This is a genomic window from Streptomyces chumphonensis, from assembly GCF_014779715.1.
Lineage (GTDB): Bacteria > Actinomycetota > Actinomycetes > Streptomycetales > Streptomycetaceae > Streptomyces > Streptomyces chumphonensis.
In genome coordinates this window covers 78,039-101,341 of record NZ_JACXYU010000019.1, presented here as the reverse complement: position 1 = coordinate 101,341, position 23,303 = coordinate 78,039, and the positions used below count along the sequence as shown (strand labels likewise).

The 23,303-nt window shown below is 71.0% G+C and carries 25 protein-coding genes; 9 read left to right on the top strand and 16 right to left on the bottom strand.

Annotation, left to right across the window (positions count from 1 at the left end; all coding sequences use genetic code 11):
* Positions 1 to 177: 177 nt before the first annotated feature.
* A complete protein-coding gene (locus tag IF129_RS24725; protein ID WP_191212046.1) occupies positions 178 to 603 on the top strand; it encodes a DUF1801 domain-containing protein in 426 nt (141 codons plus the stop codon).
* Positions 604 to 624: 21 nt separating this feature from the next.
* Here IF129_RS24725 and IF129_RS24720 read toward each other — a convergent pair whose 3' ends face one another.
* From IF129_RS24720 to IF129_RS24690, 7 genes are all read right to left on the bottom strand, one after another.
* Positions 625 to 2,148, bottom strand: coding sequence for a type IV secretory system conjugative DNA transfer family protein (locus IF129_RS24720; protein WP_191212045.1), 1,524 nt, complete (start codon positions 2,146 to 2,148; stop codon positions 625 to 627).
* A gap of 1 nt (position 2,149) precedes the next feature.
* On the bottom strand, positions 2,150 to 3,595 hold the full coding sequence (locus tag IF129_RS24715; RefSeq protein WP_191212044.1) for an ATP-binding protein: 1,446 nt from the start codon (positions 3,593 to 3,595) through the stop codon (positions 2,150 to 2,152).
* 126 nt (positions 3,596 to 3,721) lie between these two features.
* Entirely contained in the window at positions 3,722 to 5,266 is a 1,545-nt protein-coding gene (locus tag IF129_RS24710) for an SCO6880 family protein (RefSeq protein WP_191212043.1), read from the bottom strand.
* Entirely contained in the window at positions 5,263 to 6,609 is a 1,347-nt protein-coding gene (locus IF129_RS24705) for a hypothetical protein (protein ID WP_381481438.1), read from the bottom strand. Before IF129_RS24705 ends, IF129_RS24710 begins: the two co-directional genes overlap by 4 nt.
* A complete protein-coding gene (locus IF129_RS24700; protein ID WP_191212055.1) occupies positions 6,599 to 7,432 on the bottom strand; it encodes a hypothetical protein in 834 nt (277 codons plus the stop codon). Before IF129_RS24700 ends, IF129_RS24705 begins: the two co-directional genes overlap by 11 nt.
* 240 nt (positions 7,433 to 7,672) lie before the next feature.
* Positions 7,673 to 8,338: an O-methyltransferase gene (locus IF129_RS24695; RefSeq protein ID WP_224755533.1), complete on the bottom strand. Its 666-nt coding sequence runs from the start codon at positions 8,336 to 8,338 to the stop codon at positions 7,673 to 7,675.
* Between the two features lie 45 nt (positions 8,339 to 8,383).
* Positions 8,384 to 8,692, bottom strand: a complete 309-nt coding sequence (locus IF129_RS24690; RefSeq protein WP_191212042.1) for a hypothetical protein — start codon at positions 8,690 to 8,692, stop codon at positions 8,384 to 8,386.
* 86 nt (positions 8,693 to 8,778) lie between these two features.
* Between IF129_RS24690 and IF129_RS24685 the strand changes: the two genes are divergently transcribed.
* Both IF129_RS24685 and IF129_RS24680 read left to right on the top strand, forming a co-directional pair.
* Entirely contained in the window at positions 8,779 to 9,744 is a 966-nt protein-coding gene (locus tag IF129_RS24685; protein ID WP_318153929.1) for a C40 family peptidase, read from the top strand.
* Between the two features lie 224 nt (positions 9,745 to 9,968).
* A complete protein-coding gene (locus IF129_RS24680) occupies positions 9,969 to 10,649 on the top strand; it encodes a phosphatase PAP2 family protein (RefSeq protein WP_191212040.1) in 681 nt (226 codons plus the stop codon).
* A gap of 19 nt (positions 10,650 to 10,668) precedes the next feature.
* Here the strand turns inward: IF129_RS24680 and IF129_RS24675 are convergent, their stop codons facing one another.
* Complete coding sequence (locus IF129_RS24675) at positions 10,669 to 10,845, bottom strand: hypothetical protein (protein ID WP_191212039.1); 177 nt, start codon at positions 10,843 to 10,845, stop codon at positions 10,669 to 10,671.
* Positions 10,846 to 10,933: 88 nt separating this feature from the next.
* Between IF129_RS24675 and IF129_RS24670 the strand changes: the two genes are divergently transcribed.
* Positions 10,934 to 11,740, top strand: coding sequence for a hypothetical protein (locus IF129_RS24670; protein ID WP_191212038.1), 807 nt, complete (start codon positions 10,934 to 10,936; stop codon positions 11,738 to 11,740).
* 236 nt (positions 11,741 to 11,976) lie between these two features.
* Complete coding sequence (locus tag IF129_RS24665) at positions 11,977 to 12,147, top strand: hypothetical protein (protein ID WP_191212037.1); 171 nt, start codon at positions 11,977 to 11,979, stop codon at positions 12,145 to 12,147.
* 80 nt (positions 12,148 to 12,227) lie between these two features.
* On the opposite strand, the gene IF129_RS24660 is transcribed toward IF129_RS24665, so the two are convergent.
* Positions 12,228 to 12,575: a metal-sensitive transcriptional regulator gene (locus IF129_RS24660; RefSeq protein ID WP_224755532.1), complete on the bottom strand. Its 348-nt coding sequence runs from the start codon at positions 12,573 to 12,575 to the stop codon at positions 12,228 to 12,230.
* A gap of 214 nt (positions 12,576 to 12,789) precedes the next feature.
* Here IF129_RS24660 and IF129_RS24655 point away from each other — a divergent pair, with 214 nt between their 5' ends.
* Together IF129_RS24655 and IF129_RS24650 are read left to right on the top strand one after the other, a co-directional pair.
* The gene (locus tag IF129_RS24655; RefSeq protein WP_191212036.1) at positions 12,790 to 13,410 is read left to right on the top strand and encodes a DUF47 domain-containing protein; all 621 of its coding nucleotides are present in this window, start codon (positions 12,790 to 12,792) and stop codon (positions 13,408 to 13,410) included.
* A gap of 6 nt (positions 13,411 to 13,416) precedes the next feature.
* Entirely contained in the window at positions 13,417 to 14,415 is a 999-nt protein-coding gene (locus tag IF129_RS24650; protein ID WP_191212035.1) for an inorganic phosphate transporter, read from the top strand.
* Positions 14,416 to 14,586: 171 nt separating this feature from the next.
* On the opposite strand, the gene pstB is transcribed toward IF129_RS24650, so the two are convergent.
* The 4 genes from pstB to pstS all read right to left on the bottom strand — a co-directional run bounded on the left by pstB (position 14,587) and on the right by pstS (position 18,835).
* On the bottom strand, positions 14,587 to 15,363 hold the full coding sequence (pstB, locus tag IF129_RS24645) for a phosphate ABC transporter ATP-binding protein PstB (protein WP_191212034.1): 777 nt from the start codon (positions 15,361 to 15,363) through the stop codon (positions 14,587 to 14,589).
* A gap of 79 nt (positions 15,364 to 15,442) precedes the next feature.
* Positions 15,443 to 16,522, bottom strand: coding sequence for a phosphate ABC transporter permease PstA (pstA, locus tag IF129_RS24640; RefSeq protein WP_191212033.1), 1,080 nt, complete (start codon positions 16,520 to 16,522; stop codon positions 15,443 to 15,445).
* On the bottom strand, positions 16,519 to 17,529 hold the full coding sequence (pstC, locus tag IF129_RS24635) for a phosphate ABC transporter permease subunit PstC (protein WP_381481429.1): 1,011 nt from the start codon (positions 17,527 to 17,529) through the stop codon (positions 16,519 to 16,521). Before pstC ends, pstA begins: the two co-directional genes overlap by 4 nt.
* A gap of 175 nt (positions 17,530 to 17,704) precedes the next feature.
* On the bottom strand, positions 17,705 to 18,835 hold the full coding sequence (gene pstS, locus IF129_RS24630; RefSeq protein WP_191212032.1) for a phosphate ABC transporter substrate-binding protein PstS: 1,131 nt from the start codon (positions 18,833 to 18,835) through the stop codon (positions 17,705 to 17,707).
* Positions 18,836 to 19,196: 361 nt separating this feature from the next.
* Here pstS and IF129_RS24625 point away from each other — a divergent pair, with 361 nt between their 5' ends.
* A complete protein-coding gene (locus tag IF129_RS24625; RefSeq protein WP_318153925.1) occupies positions 19,197 to 20,342 on the top strand; it encodes a C40 family peptidase in 1,146 nt (381 codons plus the stop codon).
* Positions 20,343 to 20,493: 151 nt separating this feature from the next.
* Positions 20,494 to 21,822 carry a PP2C family protein-serine/threonine phosphatase gene (locus IF129_RS24620; protein ID WP_191212030.1) on the top strand — a complete coding sequence of 443 codons (1,329 nt, stop codon included), beginning with the start codon at positions 20,494 to 20,496 and terminating at the stop codon, positions 21,820 to 21,822.
* A 6-nt stretch (positions 21,823 to 21,828) separates the two neighbouring features.
* On the opposite strand, the gene IF129_RS24615 is transcribed toward IF129_RS24620, so the two are convergent.
* From IF129_RS24615 to IF129_RS24605, 3 genes are all read right to left on the bottom strand, one after another.
* Positions 21,829 to 22,173, bottom strand: coding sequence for a DUF2516 family protein (locus tag IF129_RS24615; protein ID WP_191212049.1), 345 nt, complete (start codon positions 22,171 to 22,173; stop codon positions 21,829 to 21,831).
* Positions 22,174 to 22,283: 110 nt separating this feature from the next.
* Positions 22,284 to 22,871, bottom strand: a complete 588-nt coding sequence (locus tag IF129_RS24610; protein WP_191212029.1) for a hypothetical protein — start codon at positions 22,869 to 22,871, stop codon at positions 22,284 to 22,286.
* 31 nt (positions 22,872 to 22,902) lie between these two features.
* Positions 22,903 to 23,280: a helix-turn-helix domain-containing protein gene (locus IF129_RS24605; RefSeq protein WP_191212028.1), complete on the bottom strand. Its 378-nt coding sequence runs from the start codon at positions 23,278 to 23,280 to the stop codon at positions 22,903 to 22,905.
* Between the last annotated feature and the right edge of the window lie 23 nt (positions 23,281 to 23,303).

Below are 23,303 nucleotides of genomic sequence, written 5' to 3'. Positions count from 1 at the left end.
ATTGTGTGGGGAAGCCCCGTTGGACCTGGTCCAACGGGGCTTTTCCGCGTTACGCGTGTGGCAGGTTTTCCGGACGCCGAGCGTGAGTCGACGACCGCTGTTCGACCGCCCGAGCGACGCGCGGGGTGAGCTCGCAGCAGCAGGTGCCGGCTCCCCCGGGTCGTTATCGTGGGGAGCATGGTGCAACGGCCCCCTCACGAGCCGCGGCTGCTGGCCGGCGGCAACCCCCAGATCCCGAAGGGCGACGGTCCTGCGGTCGTGCGGGCCTACCTTGACGCGATGCCGGGCTGGAAGCGTGATGTGGGAAGACACCTGGACACCCTCGTCGTGCGCACGGTGCCCGATGTGCGCAGAGCCGTGCGCTGGAACTCGCCGTTCTACGGCGTCGAGGGCAACGGATGGTTCCTGAGCTTCCACTGCTTCGCTCGGTACGTGAAGGTCACCTGGCTGAACGGTTCCTCCCTCGATCCTCTTCCGCCGGGCGTGTCCAAGCACGCACACGTGCGGTATCTCGATGTTCACGAGGACGATGTGCTCGACGATGAACTGCTGGGGAGCTGGATTCGGCAGGCCGTTGACCTTCCCGGGGACCCGCTCTTCTGACGAAGCTCGCTGTCGCGGCGGTCAGGATGTCGCGTCGGCACGAGCCAGGTGGCTCTGCGCGAGATGCGGCCACGAGGTACGGGCCTGGGCGGTGGAGCGTACATACGCCAGGGTGTGGATGCCCAGCTCCTCGCCTTCGGTCAGCAGCGCCGGGAGGTCTGCGAGTGGCGCGACGGCCGCCGGGTTGTCCAGAACAACCGTCATTGGTGGGTCGAGCCGACCGGAGGATGACCGTGCGGCCATGCGCCGGCCGTGCTCGACCACGCTGGAGGTGAGCGCCGTGACGAGCGGTACGACCCCGGCATCGCGACGAGGGGCCTCGACCTCCGCACCCACGATGTAGAGCGTGCCCATTTCCGCGCCGAAGGATTCCAGCGCGACGGAATCGTTGCGCGCACCGGCGCAGGTGTTCCGCACGTGTACCTGACGCAGCGCTGCCAGGGCTCGGTCGATCAGCGCGGAGGCCATGTCACGCCGTTCCGCATGGCCGGTCAGGGTGGCCTCGAGTTCTCCCGCGGCACCCGAAGCCGCGTCCGCGTGCCGACGCAGCACGCGGACAGCGTCCGCGGTCGACGTGCCCGTGGCCCAGCGGTGCACCGACTTGAAGGGCTTGCCCGAGATGTCGGCGGCGTGCAGGCAACAGCGCAGCAGCGTTTCGGCGGCCTCGTGGACGGCCACATCACCCGAGGCCGGGCTCCGTACCGGAGCGAGAAGGGCGGCGGCCCGCCGACGGGCGACGGCCGGGTCGGCGCAGCCCTCTTGGGGCGCCCAGCGCAACCGGACGGGGGCGTCCGTGACCTGGTTCGGGTCGTAGACGAAGGCCGGACCGAGTTTGCCCCGGGCGGCGACCGTGTCGGCCCACAGGAGCGGGTCCGCCGTCACCACGACGACCGGACCCTCGGCTGCGGAGATGGCCTCGGCAGGATCGGCGTTGCCGCGCAGAAGTATCGCGGAGGGTGTCCCCGGGCCTTGTGGCCCCGGAACGGAGGGGACGGTGCCCTCCGTGGACCGGGCGGGCCTTTCGCGCTGGTGGGCGACTCCCGATCGGAGGGGCGACTCCTTTGCCGGCGGGAGACCGGCGGACGTTCCATCGAGCCGACGTGTCCGCGAGGAGTGCTCGGTAGCCCCCGGGTCGTCTCCCGCCGCGTCGCGCGCGAGCTGCCCGACACGACGTCGCGCCCTGCGGCGGGCCAGGGACATGGACGCGGCGAGCGCCAGGACGCACAGGACCATGAGCTCGCCGATCAGCAGACCCCAGAAGAGGCCGGGCCCGGGCAACGTCACCGGGTCGGCCTCGGGCCAGGCGGCGGCCAGGTTCGCCGGGTCGGTGACCAGGGCACGCAGGGCCAGGGGGGTCCGGGGGAAGGAGACGCCCTGCGGCCAGGCCCCGTGTGTCAGCAGTCCGGCCAGCCCGAGCGCAGTCCAGGCCAGGACGGTGACGGACAGCAGCAGCCCGAGCAGGCCGACCAACAGACCATCCGGAACACCACCGCCGGGCTTGCGGCCCGGCCCGGTCGGTTCGACCGGGCCGACGTGTTCGGGCACCTCAGGCCACCGTCCCGTCCACCCGGCTGAGCCGGTCGAAGCGGCTCGCCCGTGATTCCGCCTCCTGCTCCAACGCGTGGTCGAGGTCGCCCATGCCTCCCTGGCCGGAACCGGGCTCCCCGTCCTCCTCGTCCCGGGCGGACGCTTCGGTCATCGCGCGGTCGGTGAAGACGAGGGGGCGTTCGGCTTCGGTGATGAGGTGCTTGACGACCTGGACGTTGCCGTTGACGTCCCACACCGCGATGCCCGGGGACAGGGTGGGGATGATCTCCACAGCCCAGCGTGGCAGACCGAGCACCTGGCCGGTGGCACGGGCCTCGTCGGCCTTCTGCGCGTAGACGGTCCGCGTCGAGGCCATCTTCAGGATCGCCGCCGCCTCTCGGGCCGCGGCACCGTCCACGACGTCCGACAGGTGGTGGACGACGGCCACGAACGACAGGCCGAGCCGACGTCCGAACTTCAGCAGTCGCTGGAACAACTGGGCGACGAAGGGGCTGTTGATGATGTGCCACGCCTCCTCCACCAGGAAGATGCGCTTCTTGCGGTCGGGCCTGATCCACGTGTGCTCGAGCCAGACGCCGACGATGGCCATGAGGATCGGCATGGCGATCGAGTTGCGGTCGATGTGGGACAGGTCGAAGACCGTCAGCGGCGCGTCGAGATCGATGCCGACGGTCGTGGGACCGTCGAACATGCCGCGCAGGTCGCCGTCCACGAGGCGGTCCAGAACGAGGGCGACGTCCAGGCCCCAGGCCCTGACGTCCTCCAGCGCGACGTTCATCGCGTGCGCCGACTCGGGCTCCGGGTGGCGGAGCTGCTCGACGATGTCGTTCAGCACGGGCTGCCGGTCGGCGACGGTGGCGTTGACGTAGGAGTGCGCCACCTTGAGCGCGAAGCCGGCCCGCTCGTCGAGCCCGTGGCCCAGCGCCACTTCGATGATGGTGCGCAGCAGGGCGAGCTGGCCCGTCGTCGTGATGGCCGGATCCAGTGGGTTCAGGCGGATGCCCTGGTCGAGAGCGGCCGTCGGGTCGAGGCGGACGGGCGTGATGCCGAGCTCCTCCGCGATGAGGTTCCACTCGCCGACGCCGTCCTCGCCCTGGGCGTCGAGCACCACGACCTGGCGGTCCCGGAAACGCAGCTGCCGCAGGACGTACGTCTTCTCCAGCGCCGACTTGCCGTTGCCGGACTCGCCCAGCACCAGCCAGTGCGGCGCCGGGAGCTGCTGGCCGTAGAGCTGGAACGGGTCGTAGATGTAGCCCTTCCCGCTGTACACCTCACGGCCGATGATGACGCCCGAGTCGCCCAGACCGGGTGCGGCGGTGGGGAGGTAGACGGCCTGCGCCTGACCCGTCGAGGTGCGGACGGGCAGTCGCGTCGTCTCCGTTCTGCCGAAGAGGAAGCTGGTGAAGGCGTCGGTCACGGTCGAGAGCAGGTCAAACGCGGCCATGGGGGCTGCGCCTCCTCATCACTTCTCTGACGGTCGTCACGGCGCCGGGAGCCGGCAGGGGCCTGCCCGCCGACGTGGGAACGTGGGGCGGTGGCAGGGCGTCGGTGAGCCGTGGGCACAGCCTCCTCATCGGCGGATCCCGGTGGCGAAGGGCAGGGTGTTGACGAAGGCCCGGTGGTGCTCGCGGTCGCACCACTCCAGTTTCAGGTAGCTCTTGCCCGCAGCGGCGCGGATGGTCCGCTTGTCGCGGGCGAGCGACTCCGGTGAACGGGAGGAGACGGTGATGTACCCGACGAGGTTGACCCCGGCGGCCCCGCTGGCCAGGTCCTCCCCGCGCTGGTCGACGCGGCCGTGGGCGGCGATGTCCCGCGGGTCCACTGTGCGGTTCATCTTGGCCTGGCGACTCGCCTCGGCCGAGTCGTTCGTCTTCTCGGTCAGCATGCGTTCGATGGCGAGCTCGGTCGGCTCCAGGTCCATGCAGACGGCGACGGTACGGATGACGTCCGGGGTGTGCACCAGCAGCGGAGCGAGGAAGTTGACGCCGACCGGCGTCATCGGCCACTCCTTCACCCAGGCCGTCGCGTGGCACCACGGCTCGCGCGTCGCCGACTCGCGTGTCTTGGCCTGGAGGTACCCCGGCTCCGTCGCGTCGAGCTCGGCGGGCCAGGCGTTGCGCCGCGTCATGGCCTGGATGTGGTCGATCGGGTGGTCGGGGTCGTAGGAGGCGTGGATGAGCGAGGCGAGGCGGGCCTGCCCGAGGGGCTGTCGGACCCGGATGTCGGCCTCGGCGAGCCGGGCGCAGATGTCGGTCAGCTCACGCGTCATGACGATGGCCAGGCCCTCGTCGCGTGACAGTCTCCGCCCTCCGGAACGGTTGGCCTTGGCGATGGTCACGGCCTCGGCGGCCAGTTCCCGTCCGTGGTGCATGCACGCCACCAGGTAGGCCCGATGCTGTTCGCTGGAGGTCGAGACCATGGACTGCAGGTGGTCGTAGGAGGACCGCAGCCAGTGCGGGGACCGGTCGTCCCCGCGCTGGGCCACGTCCTTGGCGTGGGCGTCCGGGTCGGCGGGCAGGGTGCGGGCCAGCATCTGCAGACGTGTCACGTACCCGTCGCCGTTGGCCACGTGCTTGAGCAGGGTGCCGAAGCGGTCGACGAGGGCCTCCTGGTCCTCGCTGTCCCGCAGCCCGACGCCCGGCCCCTCGATCTCGATGGCCGCGGTGACCGTGCGGCGGTCGGCGTGCAGCAGCACGGCGATCTCGTCGGGGCCGAACGGGGCCGCGAGCCAGGTGATGCGGCCGACGCCGGGCGGCGAGCCGATCTCCGTCTCGGTCCCGTCCATGCGGATGCCGGCTTCCGGCGCGGCGGACCGGTACGTCCCGCCCCGGCGCAGCAGCCGACGGTAGGAGCGGTCGATCTCGACCCAGCGGAAGAACGTCCGGCCCCGGTACGGGACGTAGACGGCGGCCAGGGCGAGCATGGGGAAGCCGGCGAGCAGCACGATGCGCAGGGACAGCAGTGGGACGAGCAAGCCGCTCATCATCCCGAGGAACGCGCCGACGACGATGAGCGCGATCTCGCCCGATTCCCGGTCCTTGCCGATCAGGGCGTTCGGTCGGGCGCGCCCGATGGTGTACGTGCGGCGCGGCGCGACGGTGTGGGGCGTCGTCACCTGCGGTCACCTCCGGTGCGGTCGGTCGAACTGGGGGGAGCGGCGCGCGGGGTGGCGCGTTGCGGCGGAGGAGCGGCCGTGCGTGTGCTGTGCGCGGCGACACCTCCGGAGACGGGGTTGGCCGGTCGGGCCGCCGCGCCGCCACCGCTCTGGGTGGCTCCCCCGGAGGCGCCGCCGCGGGCGCTGTGCGTACTGATGCCCTGCCGCAGCATGGCGGCCGGGGTGGAGACGGCGGCGACGGCCTTCCGGGAGGCGGGGTCGGCGGACGCGTTGCGGTGCCGCACGATGTCGTCGCCGAAACCGGGAACGAAGCGGTAGATCATGGCCGAGGCGAAGATGGCCAACAGGATGATGGCGAGGCCGGAGACGATCGCGCCCATCGCGTTCGGGCCGTCGTCGGAGGCGAGTGCCCCGGCCAGGCCGAGCACGATCACGATGACCGGTTTCACCAGGATGACCGCGATCATGATGCCGGCCCAGCGCCGGACGTGGCCCCACATGTTCTTGTCGACGAGGCCGGTGTACACGACGACGCCGAGTAGGGCGCCCACGTACAGCAGAGCGGCGCGGATCACGAGCTCCAGCCACAGCACGCCGGCCGCGAGGACGGAGACGAGGGAGACGACGATGAGCATGATGGGCCCGCCGCCGATGTCCTCGCCCGAGCGCAGCGCCTCGGCGAACGTGCCGAAGAACGCGTCCGTCTGGGAACCGGTGCCGGACGCTATGACGTCCGTGACGGCGTCCGTCGCCGAGACGAGCGTGTAGAGGATGAGCGGAGTGAAGGCGGAGGCCAGCACGACGAGCCAGAGGAAGCCGACGGCCTCGGAGACGGCGGTCGTCAGCGGCACGCCGCGCACGGCGCGCTTCGTGATGGCGAGCAGCCACAGGATGAGCGTGAGGATGGTGGACGCCGCGAACACGACGGCGTACTGGCGCAGGAAGGCCGCGTTGGTGAAGTCGACGTCGGCCGTGGCCTCGACGGCTTCGGAGAGCTTGCCCACGATCCAGGCGGCGGCTTCGGCACAGCCGTTGGCGAGGGAGGTCAGGGGGTCGAGGCTGTCGAGCGCCTCCGGCGCCCCGCCGCCCCCGCCCCCACCACCGCCGTCACCGCGTTCGCCTTCGCAGTACTCGCGGGCCGTTCCGCGGACGAGGTCACAGGGATCATTGCTCGCGTCCGGGCTGGGGCTGGCCTCCGGTTCTTCGGCAGGAGGCGTCGGGTCCGCCAGCGCCGGGGCTGCCGACCACAGAGCCACCGTTGGGCCGCCCAGCGCGGCGGACAGCAGTGCAGGGATCCGGGAGCGCGTACGCCCTGGTCGGTCAACCGCTTGCCTACCGCGCATAGGTGAACCCTCCGAACCGCTTCTGAGCTTCGGCCATGTCCTCGGCAGAGGAAGCGCGTTGGTCGCGACCAACCGGTGTCGGACCGTCCTGTTGGTCGAAGTCGATCACTTTCCAGTCGTCGTCCGCCCAACGGAGCTGGAAGGTGTTCGTATACCACGCCTCCGTGACCGGGTTGCGGGATTCCTCACCGCTGAGACCGAACAGCGTCACGTACCAGACGGCGACCGTAGCCACCCCCTCGGCCTCGTCGTAGTTCACGACATCAGTCCCGATGGGGTTGGCGCGAGACACGAAGGTGCTTCCTGTGGGCGCAACTCCGTCTTCCTGGAGACCGATGCGTTGCAGGAACTCCGGATCGCTGTAGATGGCATCGAGCGAGGCGCGACGGTCAGCGGCGATGTCGGGTGCGAACACGGTGTCGACGATGTCCGTGCGGGTGTCGGCGACATACATACCGTCACCTGTGAGAGCGACCAGGTAGTTCGCGGCGGCGCTTTGGGCGCCCTGTTCGGTGCGGGGGAAGCCCGAGGGGACGCCGGTGCCCGCGTCGACGGGGTCGACGCCCGAGGGGGCTGTGGCGCGGGCGTCGGGGCTCTTGGCGTCGGGGGCGGCGGTGTCGTCGCCGCCCCGGACGGCGAAGGCGATGGCGGCGATGAGCAGGACCACGACACCGACGACCATCAGCAGGCTGCGCCCGGGGCGTACGACGGGCCCTCTGCCCGCGTCGGAGGTCTCGCCCTCGGGCAGCCGGATGCGGGTGCCCGCTCGCCGGGGCTCCGCATACGTCCGTTCGTCGTCGTAGCCCTCGTCGCCGATGCTCATGGAACGCCTGCCCCTCGACCCGTTGCCCTCAACCGTCAACCGCCTTCCGCTTATTGTCCCCTCACTCGACGGTAGCGGGGGAGTTCTGTCCACGGGCGGAGTGTGACGATGTGACAGCAAAGTGAGACGTGGGAAACAGCGCAGGTCTCGCGGTCAAGCTCTGTCCACAGCCTGTGGATGACGGGGTGGGTCGAGCGACGTGGGCGACGGTGGGGCCGGGCGGACGCCCCCGACCGGCGGCTACCGCTTGCGGACCACCGTCACACCGTCCCGCAGCGGGAGCATCGCGCAGCCCACCCGCTCGTCGGCGGCGATGGTGGCGTTGACGGCGCGCACGGCGCGCACCGACTCGCCCTGTTCGGCCTCGTCCACGACGCGGCCTCCCTGGAGGACGTTGTCGAGGACGATGAGGCCACCGGGGCGCAGTCGCTTCACCAGTTCCTCGTAGTAGGCGGGGTAGCCGGTCTTGTCGGCGTCGACGAACGCGAAGTCGACCGACTCCTCCTGAGGCATGGCGCGCAGTGTCTCGACGGCCGGGCCCAGCCGCAGGTCGATGCGGTCCTCCAGGCCCGCGCGACGCCAGTACCGGCGCGCGATGGACGTCCACTCGTCGCTGATGTCGCAGGCCACGAGGGTTCCGTCCGCGGCGAGGCCTCTGGCGATGCAGAGGGAGGAGTAGCCGGTGAACGTACCGACCTCGACGGCCAGCCGGGCGCCGGTCAGCTGCGTCAGCAGCGTGAGGAAGGCGCCCTCGTCCTGGGTGATCTGCATCGACACGAGGTCGGGGAGGGCCCGGCGGGTCTCCTCGGCGAGGTCGCGCAGGACGTCGTCGGCGGCGGGGCGGCTGTGGGCGATGAGGTAGGAGTCCAGGCTGGGGTGGACGATGTGCACGAACGCTCCGAACAACTGCGAGAGGGGAGGCCGCAGAAGCGTCGAAATCCGCCCGTACGGCTAGACAGCCATACCGTAGACGATCGTGAAGAGCGTTCCCAGCGACCCGATGATGAAGACGCCGGTGAGCCCCGCGACGATCAGGCCCTTGCCCTGTTCCGCGCTGAAGGTGTCGCGCATCGCCGTCGCGCCGATGCGCTGCTTGGCCGCGCCCCAGATGGCGATGCCGAGGCAGATGAGGATCGCGACGGCCATCACGACCTCGATCATGACGCGTGCCTCGGTGCCCAGCGAGCCGAACGGGCCCCAGTCGGGAGCGATTCCGCCGATGATGGTGGTGATGTCGCCTTCTTCTGCCGCCATGAACATGTGAACTCACCGCCACAGGAGGGGTTGTCGGTCATCGGGTGGGTTGGCCCTTCTCGAATTCTGCCATGGAATGGGATGGTTGGGTGGTGCGGAAGGCTTGGGTGGTGGCGGCGTGCGGTACCGGCTTGGGTGTGTGCTTCCTGGCGTTGCTGGTCGTGGGCACGTTCGTGTCGGCGGCCCAGTTCGGCGCGGGCGGCCGGTCGGTGGCCCTCGCGCAGGGATCGGTGCCCGCGCAGTACGAGAAGCTCGTGCGGAAGTGGGGCACCCTCTGTGACGCCATCAGCCCGCCGCTGCTCGCCGCCCAGCTGTACCAGGAGAGCGGCTGGAACCCGCGCGCGCAGTCGCCGGCCGCGGCTCAGGGCATAGCCCAGTTCATCCCCGGTACGTGGGCCGTGCACGGGCTGGACGCCAACGGGGACGGCCGGGCGGACGTGTGGGACCCGGAGGACGCCATCCCGTCGGCCGCCTCCTACGACTGCGCCCTCGCGCGCAACGTGCGCGACGTGCCGGGCGATCCCACGGCGAACATGCTGGCCGCCTACAACGCGGGCCCCTACGCCGTCATCAAGTACGGCGGGGTGCCCCCGTACCGGGAGACGCAGAACTACGTCTCGGTCATCCGGAAGATGGAGCAGAGCTTCGCCGCCACGCAGGAGCGGCTCTCCCCGTCCCGTCAGGCGGCGGGGGCCATCCACTACGCGCAGGAGAAGCTGGGCACGCCCTATCTGTGGGGCGGGGACGGCACCCCGGAGGACGGCGGCCGGTTCGACTGCTCGGGGCTCACCAAGGCCGCGTACGCGTCGGTGGGCATCGAGCTGCCCCGCGTGGCCAACGACCAGTGGACGGCCGGCCCGCACCCGGCCCGTGACGAGCTGCTGCCGGGTGATCTGGTCTTCTTCGCGCATGATCTCGACGATCCCCGGTCGATCCACCACGTCGGGATCTACGTCGGCGGGGGATACATGATCGACGCTCCCTACACCGGTGCCGTGATCCGCTTCGACCCGATCGACACCCCCGACTACTTCGGCGCCACCCGGCCGACGGGCTGAGCGCGCGGCGCGGAGGCGGGACCTTTACGCTCGGTGAGGGAAGACGGCCCTCCGCATCGCCCGATCACCCTTCGATAACGTGGACGTGATCGTTCGGTGGATGGCGGAACGTCGGGTGCCGCCGCCGCGTTTCCTGTCCAGAACCGGGTTGTCCGAGGCGCGGGGGCTGGGTGGCGACGCAGGACGAACGACGTGAGTGACAGCGATGGAAAGGCCGTGGCGCCATGTCTGACTGGGACAGCCCTGACGTAGAGCTCCTCTACCGCGTCAACGGCTGGTCGGAGAGCGTCCCCGACTGGGGGAACTCCGCGCTCGGTTTCGCCAGTGAGTACGGCGTCATCCTGGGGATCATGCTGCTCGGCCTGTGGGCGTGGTGGACGGCGCGACGCCGACCGGACGCCGTCACGGCCGTCGCGGGCCTGATGTGGGCGCCGTTGGGGGCCTGCGTGGCCTACCTCGTGAACTACCCGATCCGCGAACTGGTCGCCCGCCCGAGACCTTTCGTGGATCACGAGGGGTTGAACGTCCTGGTCGCCGGGAAGGACGGGCTGTCGTTCGTCAGCGACCACTCGGCCCTGGTGATGGCACTGGCGGTCGGCATCTTCCTCGTGAACCGACGGCTGGGTGTGCTGGCCATCCTGCTCGCTCTCTTCCAGGGCTTCTGCCGGGTCTACACCGCGGTGCACTACCCGACGGACGTCGTCGGGGGCCTCGCCCTCGGTACGGCGGCCGTCCTGCTGCTCGCGCCGTTGGCGCTCGCCCTGCTCACCCCGTTGACGCGAGCCGTGGCCGCGTCCCCGCGCGTCGGCCGGCTGGTCGCGGCGCCGCCCGAAGGGCGCGCCGAGCGGGGGGATGGGGCGGGCGAGGCGCGTCCGCTGGCCCACAACCGTGATCTGGCGGCCTGAGGACGGTGCCCTGTAGGACCTACAGGGCGCGGGCCGGGGGCTCGTGCGCCGTCGCGTCGGCCTGGGCCCGGGCCCGCGCGCGTCGGGCCGGCCCGCGCCACCCGCAGCGGCAGTGGGCGCTGACGAAGGAACCGCGTTCCCGTATGTCGGTGAGGTGCTGCTCGGGGGAGGCGGCGGATTCTCGCTCGTCGGGCACGGCACCACGCTACCGGGGCGTGACGGCTGCCTCCGCTCTTCGTTAAGCGGTGCGAGTCCGAAGACGGTCCGTTGGGGGTCTGGTTGCCATGGACAGGCGGAAGGCCGCGGTCGGCGCGCTGGCGATCGTACTGACGGCCGTCGTGGGTACCGGCTGCTCGAGCCGCACGGTGGCGGTCTCGGAGCCGGCGGCGAAGAACGGCGCCCGGGCGGCCGTGCGGGGCGCGGCCGACGTGCTGGCCCGGGCCGGCACGTCGAGAGTGCGCACGGAGATGGAACTGCGCAGCGGCGGTACGCGGCTGACGATCAGCGGCGTCGGCGGTTTCGACTTCGCCCGTCATCTGGGCCGGATCGAGGTGACGATGCCGGACGACCACCGGCGTCCCGTCACCGAGGTGCTCGCGCGCGGCTCCCTCTACATGAAGCACCGGGGCGCCGGTGTCCCGGCGGACAAGTGGGTGCGGGTCGATCCGGCACAGCTGCCGGACGGGAACCTGGTCGCGAACGGGGTGACGGACCCGCTCGTCGCGGCGGAGCTGCTCCGGGGCGTCAGCTCGGTGCGGTACGCGGGGACGCGCGAGCTGGACGGGGAGCGGGTACGCCGGTTCCGGGGCACGGCGGACGTGCGGGCGGCCGCCGGGGAGGCGTCCCCGGGGTCGAGGGCGCAGCTGGACGCGGCGGCGAAAGGGTTCTCCCGGCGGGCGGTGCCCTTCGAGGTGCATCTCGACGAAGAGGGGCGGGTGCGCCGGGTGCGGCACACGTTCGTCTTCGGGACGGAGGAGACGGTCGTCTCCACGGTCGAGCTCTACGGGTTCGGTGAGCCGGTCGCCGTGGAGCTGCCGCCCGCGGCCGACGTCTACACCGGGCGGATCGCCACGGCGCTGCCGCGTTCCTGAGCGCGGACGCCCGCGCCACGGCCCGCGCGGCGCCGGACGCGCTGTTCGGACGCCGTTCGGATCCGTCGCTGCGGAAGCGTGTCCGGAGGCTCCCCGTCCGGGTGTCCTAGTCCGGATGTGTCATGCGGGGGCGGTGGCGATCGCCCTACCCTGAGGCGTTGCGGGTGAGCGGCCGGGCCCTCGCGGCATGCGCGGGAGCGGCCGTTCGTGGCCCACGGGCAGGGAGGTGGTCGCGGATGCCGAGGGAATCGGTGGTCCAGGACCGGGAGGCGCTCGCCGAGATCGAGTTGTACGGCGAGCTCATCATCGCGGCGTCCGCCGAGCCGGAGGAGCGGCTCAGCGCGGACCGCATCGACGAGGTACTGGGAACGGGGCGGCGAAGCGGCCCGGAACGTGAGGGCGGCTGAGGCGACACCGCATGTTTTCAGCCAGGTCCCGAGGCGGGGTGAGTCGGGGAGGAACGCCGGGAAGACGCGCTTCGTCCGGTTCAGGTGCGCATCAGGCGGGCGATGGCCGCGGTGGCTTCGGCCACCTTGGCGTCCATCTCCTGGCCCCCGTCCTGGGCTGCCGCGGCCACGCAGTGCCGCAGGTGCTCTTCGAGGAGTTGGAGGGCGAAGGACTGGAGGGCTTTCGTGGAGGCGGAGACCTGCGTGAGGATGTCGATGCAGTAGACGTCCTCGTCGACCATCCGCTGGAGGCCCCGAATCTGGCCCTCGATGCGGCGCAGGCGCTTGAGATGGGCCTCCTTCTGCTGCGAGTAGCCGTGCGGGCCGGTGCCCGGCGCGGCGTCGGCGGGCACCGGCGGTGCGACGGGTGTGGGCTCGACGGTCGTCATGCGTGTCTCCCTCGTACGTCTTCGGGTCATACCCCGACTGGGTATATTGTACCGATTTTCACCCTGGGTCCGCGACGGTGTGCCGCATCCCGCTTCGCCCCCGGTTCTACCGCTGCCGGTCCATGGGCGACACTGGTGAACGCCGGTTCGCCGTGGCCGGATGATGCGCCTAGCATCAACGAGACTGTCGCCCGAGCACACCCGAGGACCCCCAGTGCGCTTTCGTCTGACCCCCAGGGAGACGAGCTTCTACGACATGTTCGCCGCGTCAGCGGACAACATCGTGACCGGTTCGAAGCTCCTCATGGAACTGCTCGGGGCGGAAGCGTCCGCGCGGAGCGACATCGCCGAGCGCATGAGGGCCGCCGAGCACGCCGGCGACGACGCCACGCACGCGATCTTCCACCAGCTCAACTCCTCCTTCATCACGCCGTTCGACCGTGAGGACATCTACCGGCTGGCCTCCTCGCTCGACGACATCATGGACTTCATGGAGGAGGCCGTCGACCTCGTCGTCCTCTACCAGATCGAGGAGCTGCCCAAGGGCGTCGAGCAGCAGATCGAGGTGCTGGCCAGGGCGGCCGAGCTGACGGCCGAGGCCATGCCCCACCTGCGCACCATGGAGAACCTGACGGAGTACTGGATCGAGGTCAACCGTCTGGAGAACCAGGCCGACCAGATCCACCGCAAGCTCCTCGCCCACCTCTTCAACGGCAAGTACGACGCCATCGAGGTGCTGAAGCTCAAGCAGATCGTGGACGTCCTCGAAGAGGCCGCCGACGCGTTCGAACACGTCGCGAACACGGTGGAGACCATCGCGGTCAAGGAGTCCTGACCGGTCGTGGACACGTTCTCGCTGCTCGTCGTCATCGGCGTCGCGCTCTTCTTCACCTACACCAACGGGTTCCACGACTCGGCCAACGCCATCGCGACGTCGATCTCCACCCGTGCGCTGACGCCCCGCGTCGCGCTGCTCATGGCGGCGGTCATGAACCTGGCCGGCGCCTTCATGGGCAGCGGCATCGCCAAGACGGTCAGTGAGGGCCTGATCGAGACGCCGACCGGCGGCAACGGGATGCTCATCCTCTTCGCCGCGCTCGTCGGAGCGATCACCTGGAACATGATCACCTGGTACTTCGGCCTGCCCTCGTCGTCCTCGCACGCGTTGTTCGGCGGGCTGGTGGGGGCCGCGCTGGCCGGTTCCACGGCCGTCTACTGGGACGGCGTGCTGGAGAAGATCGTCATCCCGATGTTCCTCTCCCCCCTGGTGGGGCTCGGGCTCGGGTACCTGGTGATGTCGGCGATCCTGTGGATGTTCCGGCGCTCGAACCCGCAGCGGGCCCAGCGCGGTTTCCGGATCGCCCAGACCGTCTCGGCGGCCGGCATGGCGCTCGGCCACGGTCTCCAGGACGCCCAGAAGACGATGGGCATCGTGGTGATGGCGCTGGTCATCGCCGGGGTGGAGGACGAGGGCGAGCCGATCCCGGTGTGGGTCAAGATCGCTTCGGCCGTGATGCTCTCGCTCGGCACCTACGCCGGCGGCTGGCGGATCATGCGCACGCTCGGCCGCCGCATCATCGACCTCGAACCGCCGCAGGGTTTCGCGGCCGAGACCACGGCCTCGTCCGTGATGTACGCGACGGCCTACATCTTCCAGGCGCCGATCTCCACGACCCACATCATCACCTCCGCGATCATGGGCGTGGGAGCGACGAAGCGGGTCAAGGCCGTCCGGTGGGGGGTCGCGAAGAACATCGTCGCCGGGTGGTTCATCACCATGCCGGCGGCCGCGTCGGTCGCCGCGCTGAGCTACGGCCTCGGCTGGCTCGCCTTCGGCTGACGTCACCCCCGACCCCGGCCCCGACGTCCGGCCCCGACCGGCGGGCCCCGCACCGCGCCCGTCGCGGCCGCCCGCCCGTGGACATGGGTGGGCCCGCCCGCTCCCGGACGGGGATGCGGGCGGGCCCTTCGTCCTGCGGTGGCACCGCCATGCAGCACCGCAGACGTCCGGTCAGCCGAAGCGGCCGGAGATGTAGTCCTCGGTGGCCTGCACCGAGGGGTTGGAGAAGATGCGCTCCGTGTCGTCGATCTCGATGAGCTTGCCGGGCTGGCCGATCGCCGCGAGGTTGAAGAACGCGGTGCGGTCGGAGACGCGGGCGGCCTGCTGCATGTTGTGCGTCACGATGACGATCGTGTACTGCTCCTTGAGCTCCCCGATCAGGTCCTCGATGGCGATGGTCGAGATCGGGTCGAGCGCCGAGCAGGGCTCGTCCATGAGCAGCACCTGCGGTTCGACGGCGATGGCGCGGGCGATGCACAGGCGCTGCTGCTGACCGCCGGAGAGACCGGAGCCGGGCTTGTTCAGCCGGTCCTTGACCTCGTTCCACAGGTTGGCGCCGCGCAGCGACTTCTCGACGACCTCGTCGAGCTGCGCCTTGCGGTACTTGCCGTTGAGCCGCAGGCCGGCCGCGACGTTGTCGTAGATCGACATCGTCGGGAAGGGGTTCGGCCGCTGGAAGACCATGCCGATCGTCCGGCGGACGGCTACCGGGTCGACCCCGGGGCCGTACAGGGACTCGTCGTCCAGCATGACCTTGCCCTCGACGCGCCCGCCGGGCGTCACCTCGTGCATGCGGTTGAGGGTGCGGAGGAACGTGGACTTGCCGCAGCCGGAGGGGCCGATGAAGGCCGTCACGGAGCGGGGTTCGACGGTCATCGAGATGTCCTCGATGGCCTTGTGGGAGCCGTAGAAGGCGGTGAGGCCGCTGACGTCGATGCGCTTGGCCATGGAGATCACTTCTTTTCTGCGTACGTCCGCGTGCGGGTGCGGCGCCGGCGTTCGTCGGGTTCGGGGGCGGCCGGGGGCGTCAGTGGCCGGCCTTCGGGGCCTTCCAGCGGGCGATGCCCCGGGCCAGCAGGTTCAGCAGCATCACGAGGGCGATGAGTACGAGGGCGGCGGCCCAGGCGCGGTCGTACGCGTACTGGTTGCCGGCCTTGAACTGCGTCCAGATGAAGTACGGGAGCGAGTCCTGCGGGCCCTCGAAGGGGTTGTTGTTGATCGACGAGGCGCCGAACACGAGCAGCATGATCGGAGCCGTCTCGCCCGCGATGCGGGCGACCGCGAGCATCACACCGGTGGTGATACCCCCGATCGACGTCGGCAGCACCACCTTGAGGATGGTCCGCCACTTCGGGACGCCGAGGGCGAGGGACGCCTCGCGCAGCTCGTTGGGGACGAGCTTGAGCATCTCCTCGGTGGACCGGACGACGATGGGCATCATCAGGATCGCCAGCGCCATGGCGCCGGCCCAGCCCGAGTAGCCGAAGTCCAGCAGGATGATCCAGAAGGACAGGACGAACAGACCCGCGACGATCGAGGGGATGCCGGTCATGACGTCGACGAAGAACGTCACGGCCTTGGCGAGCTTCCCCTTGCCGTACTCGACCAGGTAGACCGCCGTGAGCAGGCCGAGGGGCGCGGCGATGAGCGTGGCCAGCCCGACCTGCTGCAGCGTGCCGATCAGCGAGTGGTAGACACCGCCACCGGGCTGCAGGTCGCGCAGCCCGCTCATGGAGTGCGTCAGGAAGTACAGGTCGAACATCTCCGCACCGCGCGCGACGGTCTCCCACACCAGGGAGGCCAGCGGGACGACGGCGGCGAGGAAGCAGACCCACACGAGGCTGGTGGCGAGCCGGTCCTTGGCCTGCCGGACGCCTTCGACCGCGGTGGTCAGCGCGAACGTGGTCGCGACGAAGAGCAGGGCGGCGATCAGGCCCCACTGCGCGCGGCTCTGCAGGTCGGCGAGGACGCCGGTCGCGATGGCGAGGGCGGCCGAGCCGAGGGCGATGCCCAGCGGCGCCCAGCGCGGCAACCGGGCCTGTCGGAGGGTGGCGGGGCGCGGGCCCACCGCGTCCTGGGGACGCTGGTCCATGACGGCGTGGCTCATGCGTTGGCCCCCGAGTACTCCTTGCGGCGAGCGATGATCATGCGGGCGCCGCCGTTCACCACCAGGGTGATGACGAACAGCACCAGACCGGAGGCGATGAGCGCGTCACGGCCGATGTCGCCGGCCTCGTTGAAGCCCGCGGCGATGTTCTGGGCGAAGGTGCCGCCGCCCGGGTTCAGCAGGCTCGGGTTGATCAGGAAGCTGGGGGACAGGACGGTGGCCACGGCCATCGTCTCGCCGAGCGCGCGTCCGAGGCCGAGCATCGAGGCGCTGATGACGCCGGAGCGGCCGAAGGGCAGGACGGACATCCTGATGACCTCCCACCGGGTGGCGCCCAGCGCCAGCGCGGCCTCCTCGTGCATGCGCGGCACCTGGAGGAAGACCTCGCGCGAGACGTTGGTGACGATCGGGAGGATCATGATCGCCAGTACGATGCCGACCGTGAAGAGCGAGCGTGCGGCGCCGCCGTCGTAGGCGAAGACGCCCGTCCAGCCGAAGTAGTCGTCCAGCCAGAAGTAGAGGCCGCTGAGGTGCGGCACCAGGAACAGGGCGCCCCACAGGCCGTACACGATCGAGGGCACGGCGGCCAGCAGGTCGATGACGTAGGCCAGCGGCGAGGCCAGCTTGCGCGGCGCGTAGTGGGAGATGAACAGCGCGATCCCGACGGCGACGGGCACGGCGAGCGCCATGGCGATGACGGAGCTGACGACCGTGCCGAAGGCCAGGACGGCGATGCCGAAGACCGGCGGGTCGGCGTTGGCGTTCCAGTCGAACGTGGTGAAGAAGTTGCCCTCGTTGACGGAGAGCGCGTTGATCGAGCGCCAGGTGAGGAAGGCCGCGATGGCGGCCATGATCACCAGCAGGGTGATGCCGGAGCCCTTGGTGAGCCCCGAGAATATGCGGTCACCCCGGTGGGTGGCGCTGCCCTTCGTGCCCGAGGAGCCCTTGGGGGCCTCGGGAGGTAGCTCCGCCTGGGGTGGGGGAGCGACGGTCTTCGTCATGTCCATGGGTTTCTCCGGTCTGGTGCGGGTCCGGCCGTTCGGCGGGGCCGGTCCCTGGCGGCGGTGCACCGGAAGGGGTTCGTGTGCGGGGCGGACGGTCGGTCCGGGTTCCCCGGCGCGGTGGCCGGTGAACGCCGGATGCCGGTGCGGTCCCATGGGCGGGGACCGCACCGGCCGTGGGTCAGGAGAGGGTCGAGACCTTCTCGCGGACCTTGGTGATCACCTCGTCCGGGATCGGGGCGTAGCCGATCTCGGCGAGCTGGTTCTGGCCGTCCTCGCTCGCGGCGTAGGTGAGGAAGGACTTCATGGCCTCCAGCGTCTCGGGGTCGTTGCCCGAGTCGCAGGCGATCTCGTAGGTGACGAGGATGATCGGGTAGGCGCCCGCCTCCTTCGTCGTGTAGTCGAGCTCCATGGCCAGGTCGCCGTCCGTGCCGACGATCTTGCCCGCGGCGATACCGTTCGAAGAGTTCTCGACGGTGGCCTCGACGGGCTCACCGGCACCGGTGTCGAGCTGCACGGTCGGGATCTCGTTACCCGTGGCGTAGGACAGCTCGAAGTAGCCGATGGCGCCGTTCGTCTGCTTGACGTTGGTCGCGACACCCGCGGAGCCGTTCGCCGACTGCCCGCCCTTCGCGGCCCACGCCTTGGCGGGCTCGTACGGCCAGGCGTCGGGGGCGGCGTCCTTGAGGTAGGTCGTGAAGTTGTCCGTGGTGCCGGACTCGTCCGACCGGTGGAAGGCCTGGATCTTGGTGGACGGCAGGTCGGCGTCCGGGTTCAGCTCCTGGATCGCCTCGTCGTCCCACTGGGAGATCTTCGAGTCGAAGATCTTGGCCAGCGTCTCCGCGTCCAGGACGAGGTCCTCGACGCCGGCCAGGTTGTAGCCGAGGGCGACCGGGCCGCCGACCATCGGCAGGTTGATGGCCTTGCCGCCGTCCTTGCAGACCTTCGCGGACGCCTCCACCTCGTCGGGCTTGAGGGCGGAGTCGGAGCCCGCGAAGGCGGTCTTGCCCTGCAGGAACTCCTGGATGCCCGCGCCGGAGCCGGTGGGGTTGTAGTTCACCTTGGTGCTCGTGCACGCCTCCTGGTACGCCTGCACCCAGGCGTCCACGGCGTTCTTCTGCGCGCTGGACCCCGACGCCAGCAGGTTGCCCTCGCCCTTGCACGCGACGTCGCCCGCGTCGGCCTTGGAGGGGCTGTCGCCACCCTGGGAGGTGTTGTCGTCCGAGCCACAGGCGGTCAGGACCAGAGCGCTGGTGACGGCCAGAGCGCCGACGGTCAGGGCGCGAAGCCGGTTCGTGCGCTGAAGCTTCACTTCGGTTCAGTTCCTTCCTGAGCCCGCCGGTGGGGGTGCGGCAAGCGATGGGGTACGGGCTTGTCTCTACGTGCTACGTGCTCAGCTAGTGGAGGCCACCTTCCGCTTCGCCAGGTGGCGCGCTCCGTACGGCTGAAATTAGGCAGGACAGGTGAAGCGCCCGACCGTCGAGAGTGAACGGAGGGTGAACCTCGACCGTCAGGGTGGTGTCCGTGTTCGACCTGTATTCCGCTCGTGGCCGGAGCGTGACGCGCTGACGTCGCGGGGGTCCGGGCGGTATCCGGGGGAACCGGCCGGCGCCCGCGCGCGTCAGTGGGATGCCGGCCCCGCCCGCTTGGGGCCGTCGGGGAGGGGACGATCCGTGGTGAACAGGGGAGTCGTCATCGTGTGCGCGCTGAGCGTGCTCACGGTGACGGGGGGTCTCGCGGCGACGACGGCCCACGCGGCCCTGCCGCCGCCCGCCGTCGCGCATCGGCCGTCGCCGTCGCCCTCGCCCGAGCCGTCGCCGTCCCGTTCGGAGCCGGCGGAGGGCGAGGGTGCGGACGGCGAGTCCGCTGAGGCCGGGGGCGCGGACGGTGAACTGGAGAAGGTCCGCACGCGTATCGAGGAACTGCACGGGGAGGCGGGCTCGGCGACCGACGCCTACAACGCCGCCGTCGAGCGGGCCGAGCGCCAGGAGCGGGAGCTGACCGCCGTCAACCGGCGCGTCAAGCGCAACAAGAGCGCGCTCAAGGAGCTCCGCGGGCGGGCGGGGGCCATGGCCAGGGCCCAGTACCGCAGCGGCGGCCTCCCGGCGAGCACCCGGCTCGCCCTGGCCGAGGACCCGGAGGAGTTCCTGCGCTCGCTCGGGCTGCTGCGCAAGGGCCAGCGCGCCACGTCCGGCGTCATGACGGACCTGGTCCGGCTCGGCGCGGACCTGGAGGACGACCGTGAGGCGGCCGCCGAGCGCCACGCCGCACTGGAGAAGACCCGCAAGGAGCGCGGCACGGCCAAGCGCGAGGTCGAGGCGAAGCTGGAGAAGGCGCGGAAGCTGGAGTCCTCCCTGGCCGCCGAGGAACGCGCCCGGCTGAAGGAGCTGGAGGAGCGGACCGCCCAGGCCCGGCAGCTGCGGTGGCTGAAGACCGGCGTTCTGGAGGAGATCGACGGGAAGGCCGGGAAGCGCGGGAAGAAGGCCATCGCCTTCGCCCTGGCCCAGATCGGCAAGGACTACGAGTGGGGGGCCGAGGGTCCGGAGACGTTCGACTGCTCGGGGCTCACCCTGCGCGCCTGGGAGGCCGCCGGCGTCACGGTGCCGCGCACCTCGCAGGAGCAGTGGCGGCAGCTGACCCGCGTGGACATCACCGACATGCGGCCGGGCGACCTCATCGTCTACCAGGAGGACGCCAGCCACGTCGGCCTCTACCTCGGGGACGGCGAGATGGTCCACGCGCCGCGCACCGGCCGTCAGATCCGCGTCGAGGGCGCCGGGGCCCTGCCGATCCTGGGCGTGGTCCGCCCGGACGCCTGAGGGCGCGGACGGCTCCGCCCCGCCCGGGCGCGGGGTTCTCGTCGGGCCGGCACTTTCGCTGTGATTCCGGGCATACCGTCCGCCCCAGCGGACCGAAACGTTCCGCACCGGGCGGCGGGCCCGTTAGTCTCGCCTGCGGCATCCGTGCCGGATGCCGTGGCCAGCCCTCGGGGGGAGGGAAGAGGACGTCGTGAAGCCCGTATCCGTGGGCGAGGGAGCCGGAGCCGACGCCGGCCGCTCCCCCGGCCGATCACCCGCCGGGACGGCACCGGCCGACGCGTCACAGGTCGCGACGGCTCCGCCCCCCTCGGTGCCCGCCCAGGCCGGGCCGCCCCGGCACGCCGAGACGCTGCTCGTCATCGACGCCGATCCGGCCGGTTCCCCGCCGCTGCCCGAGCTGACCGACGGCCGCGGCGGCCGCGTCCGGGTGCGTACGGCCCGGAACCTCACCGAGGCCGAGCGGCTGTTCAGCCACGACGTCCACTGCATCCTCCTCGACCTGGCCCAGTTCGACCTCGACCTGCTCCGGGAGGTGCTGCGGCTCGCCCCCGGGCACGCGGTCCTCGTGCTGACCGGGGAGGACGACGCCGAGCGTGCCGTCGAGGCCGTCCGCATCGGCGCCCAGGACTACCTCTACCGCGACGAACTCGACGCACGGCTCCTCGGCCGCGCCATCCGCTACGCCGTCGAGCGCAAACAGGCCGACCGGGCCCAGCGGCAGCTCACGGAGTCGCGTCTGCGCGCGCAGGAGAACGCCCGCCTGGAGCGCGGCCTGCTGCCCACCCCGCTGCTGGACGGCAGCTCCCTCCGCTTCGCCGCCCGCTACCGGCCGGGACGCTCCCGCGCGCTGCTCGGCGGCGACTTCTACGACACCGTCCGCACCGCCGACGGCACCGTGCACGCCATGATCGGCGACGTCTGCGGCCACGGGCCCGACGAGGCGGCCCTGGGCGTGGAGCTGCGCATCGCCTGGCGGGCGCTGATCCTGGCCGGGCTCTGCGGGGACCGGCTCCTCGCCACCCTCCAGCAGGTGCTGGAGTACGAGCGGCGCAGTGACGAGATCTTCGCGACGCTGTGCATGGTCGACATCGCGCCCGACGGGCGTCGGGCGGGCGTCTGCCTGGCCGGACACCCGGCGCCGCTGCTGGCCCGGCCCGGCACGGCCCCACGTCTGCTGCCCGAGGAGGCCGCCGGGCCCGCGCTCGGGCTGCTTCCCCGGGCGCGCTGGGCGCGTACCGGCGTCGAGCTGGGCGGTGCCTGGAGTCTGATGCTGTACACCGACGGCCTCATCGAGGGCCGGGTGGCGGCCGACACCCGGGAGCGGCTGGGCCAGGAGGGGATGCTCCGGCTGGTCGACACGGCGCTGGCCTCCGGGGCCGAGGGCGAAGGGCTCCTCGACGACGTCCTCGCCGACGCCCGCCGCCTCAACGGCGAGGAGCTGGCCGACGACGTCGCGGCGCTCTGGCTGAGCCGCGGCTGAGCCGGGCTACCGCCCGCCGTTGTAGGGCCCGTAGGGGCCGTCGCTGCTGCTGCCCCGGTAACGGCCGCCCCCGCTGCCGCCCGTGATCCGGATCAGCGCCGGGCGGACGTCGACCAGGTAGACGATGTTGGCGATGATCGCCACGATCGCCAGGAGGAAGAACCCGCCGGCGAAGAGGTTGATCGCCACCGCGACCCCGAGCAGGATCAGCCAGAATTTCTTGGTGTTCTTGTCGGCCGCGCGGAAGGCGTCCTCCCGGCGCAGCGCGGCGTCCACGAAGCAGAAGATCGACAGGACCAGCAGCCCGAGGAACACGAACCACATGAGGTCGTTGAAGCCGGCCAGAATCACGCTCGTCATCCTCCTGATGGGAACCGGTCCGTACGTCCCACGCTACCCGCACGGCGGCCGGGGCTGTAGGCGGCGAGCGCCCGCCCCGGCCGGCCCGTACGCGAGGCGGCTCAGGAGTCCGAGGCCGGGGGCGTCTTGCGGGCGGCCGTGGCCTTGCGCGGCGTGCTCTTCGCGGTGGTCCTGCGCGGAGCCGCCTTCTTGGCCTGCGCCTCGGCCGACCCCTCGGGCTCCTTGGCTTCCTGGTGCCCCTTGGGCTCCTTGGGCTCGGCCTGCTCGGAGAACTTCGTCGTCCCGTCCCGCGGCTCCGTGACGGTGACCGGCTCGCGCTCGATCGTCGTCTCGTACCCGGCGCCGACGTCGCCCTCGTCGCCCTCCTTCCGGCCGCGCCAGCCCTCCACGGCCACCTTGCCCTGCTCGGCCAGGGCGTCGTAGTTCTCCTTGGCCTTCACCGCGGCCTCGGCCGCGTACCCCACGCCCTGCAGCGCCAGGTGCTGGGCCTGCTCGCGCCACTTCCTCACGTCGGCGTCCAGCGTGGCCAGCGCCTCCTGGAACCGCGCCTGCACGGCCTTGGTGTCGGTCTCCCGCAGCTTCGCGATCCGCTCCGGCGCCTCGGCGCGGACCTTCTCGATCACCCCGGCCGCGAAGTACAGCGGCGTCGGGTCGCTCAGCGTCCTGCGGAAGTCGGTGTTGTTCGGCATGTGCGTGCCTCCGGGCGTCGTGCTGCCGTGGTCATGGACGTGAGCCAGCGCCGTCGGGGCCCTCGCCGCCGTTCTGCGCGCGGAAGGAGGCGTAGATCTGGAGCAGCGCCTGCTTCTGCTGCTCCGTGATCGACGGATCGGCGAGGATCGCCGCGGCCACGTCGATGTCCGTGCCCTCGCGCTCCTCGAGCATCCCCGCGCGCACGTACAGCGTCTCCGCCGAGATCCGCAGCGCCTTGGCGAGCTGCTGGAGGATCTCCGCCGAGGGCTTGCGCAGCCCCCGTTCGATCTGGCTCAGGTACGGGTTCGACACCCCTGCGGCGTCGGCGAGCTGCCGCAGCGACAACTGCGCGTTGCGGCGCTGTTCGCGCAGGAACTCACCGATACCACCCGGATGGAGCGAACCCATGCCTCCACCGTGCCGCACTCTGC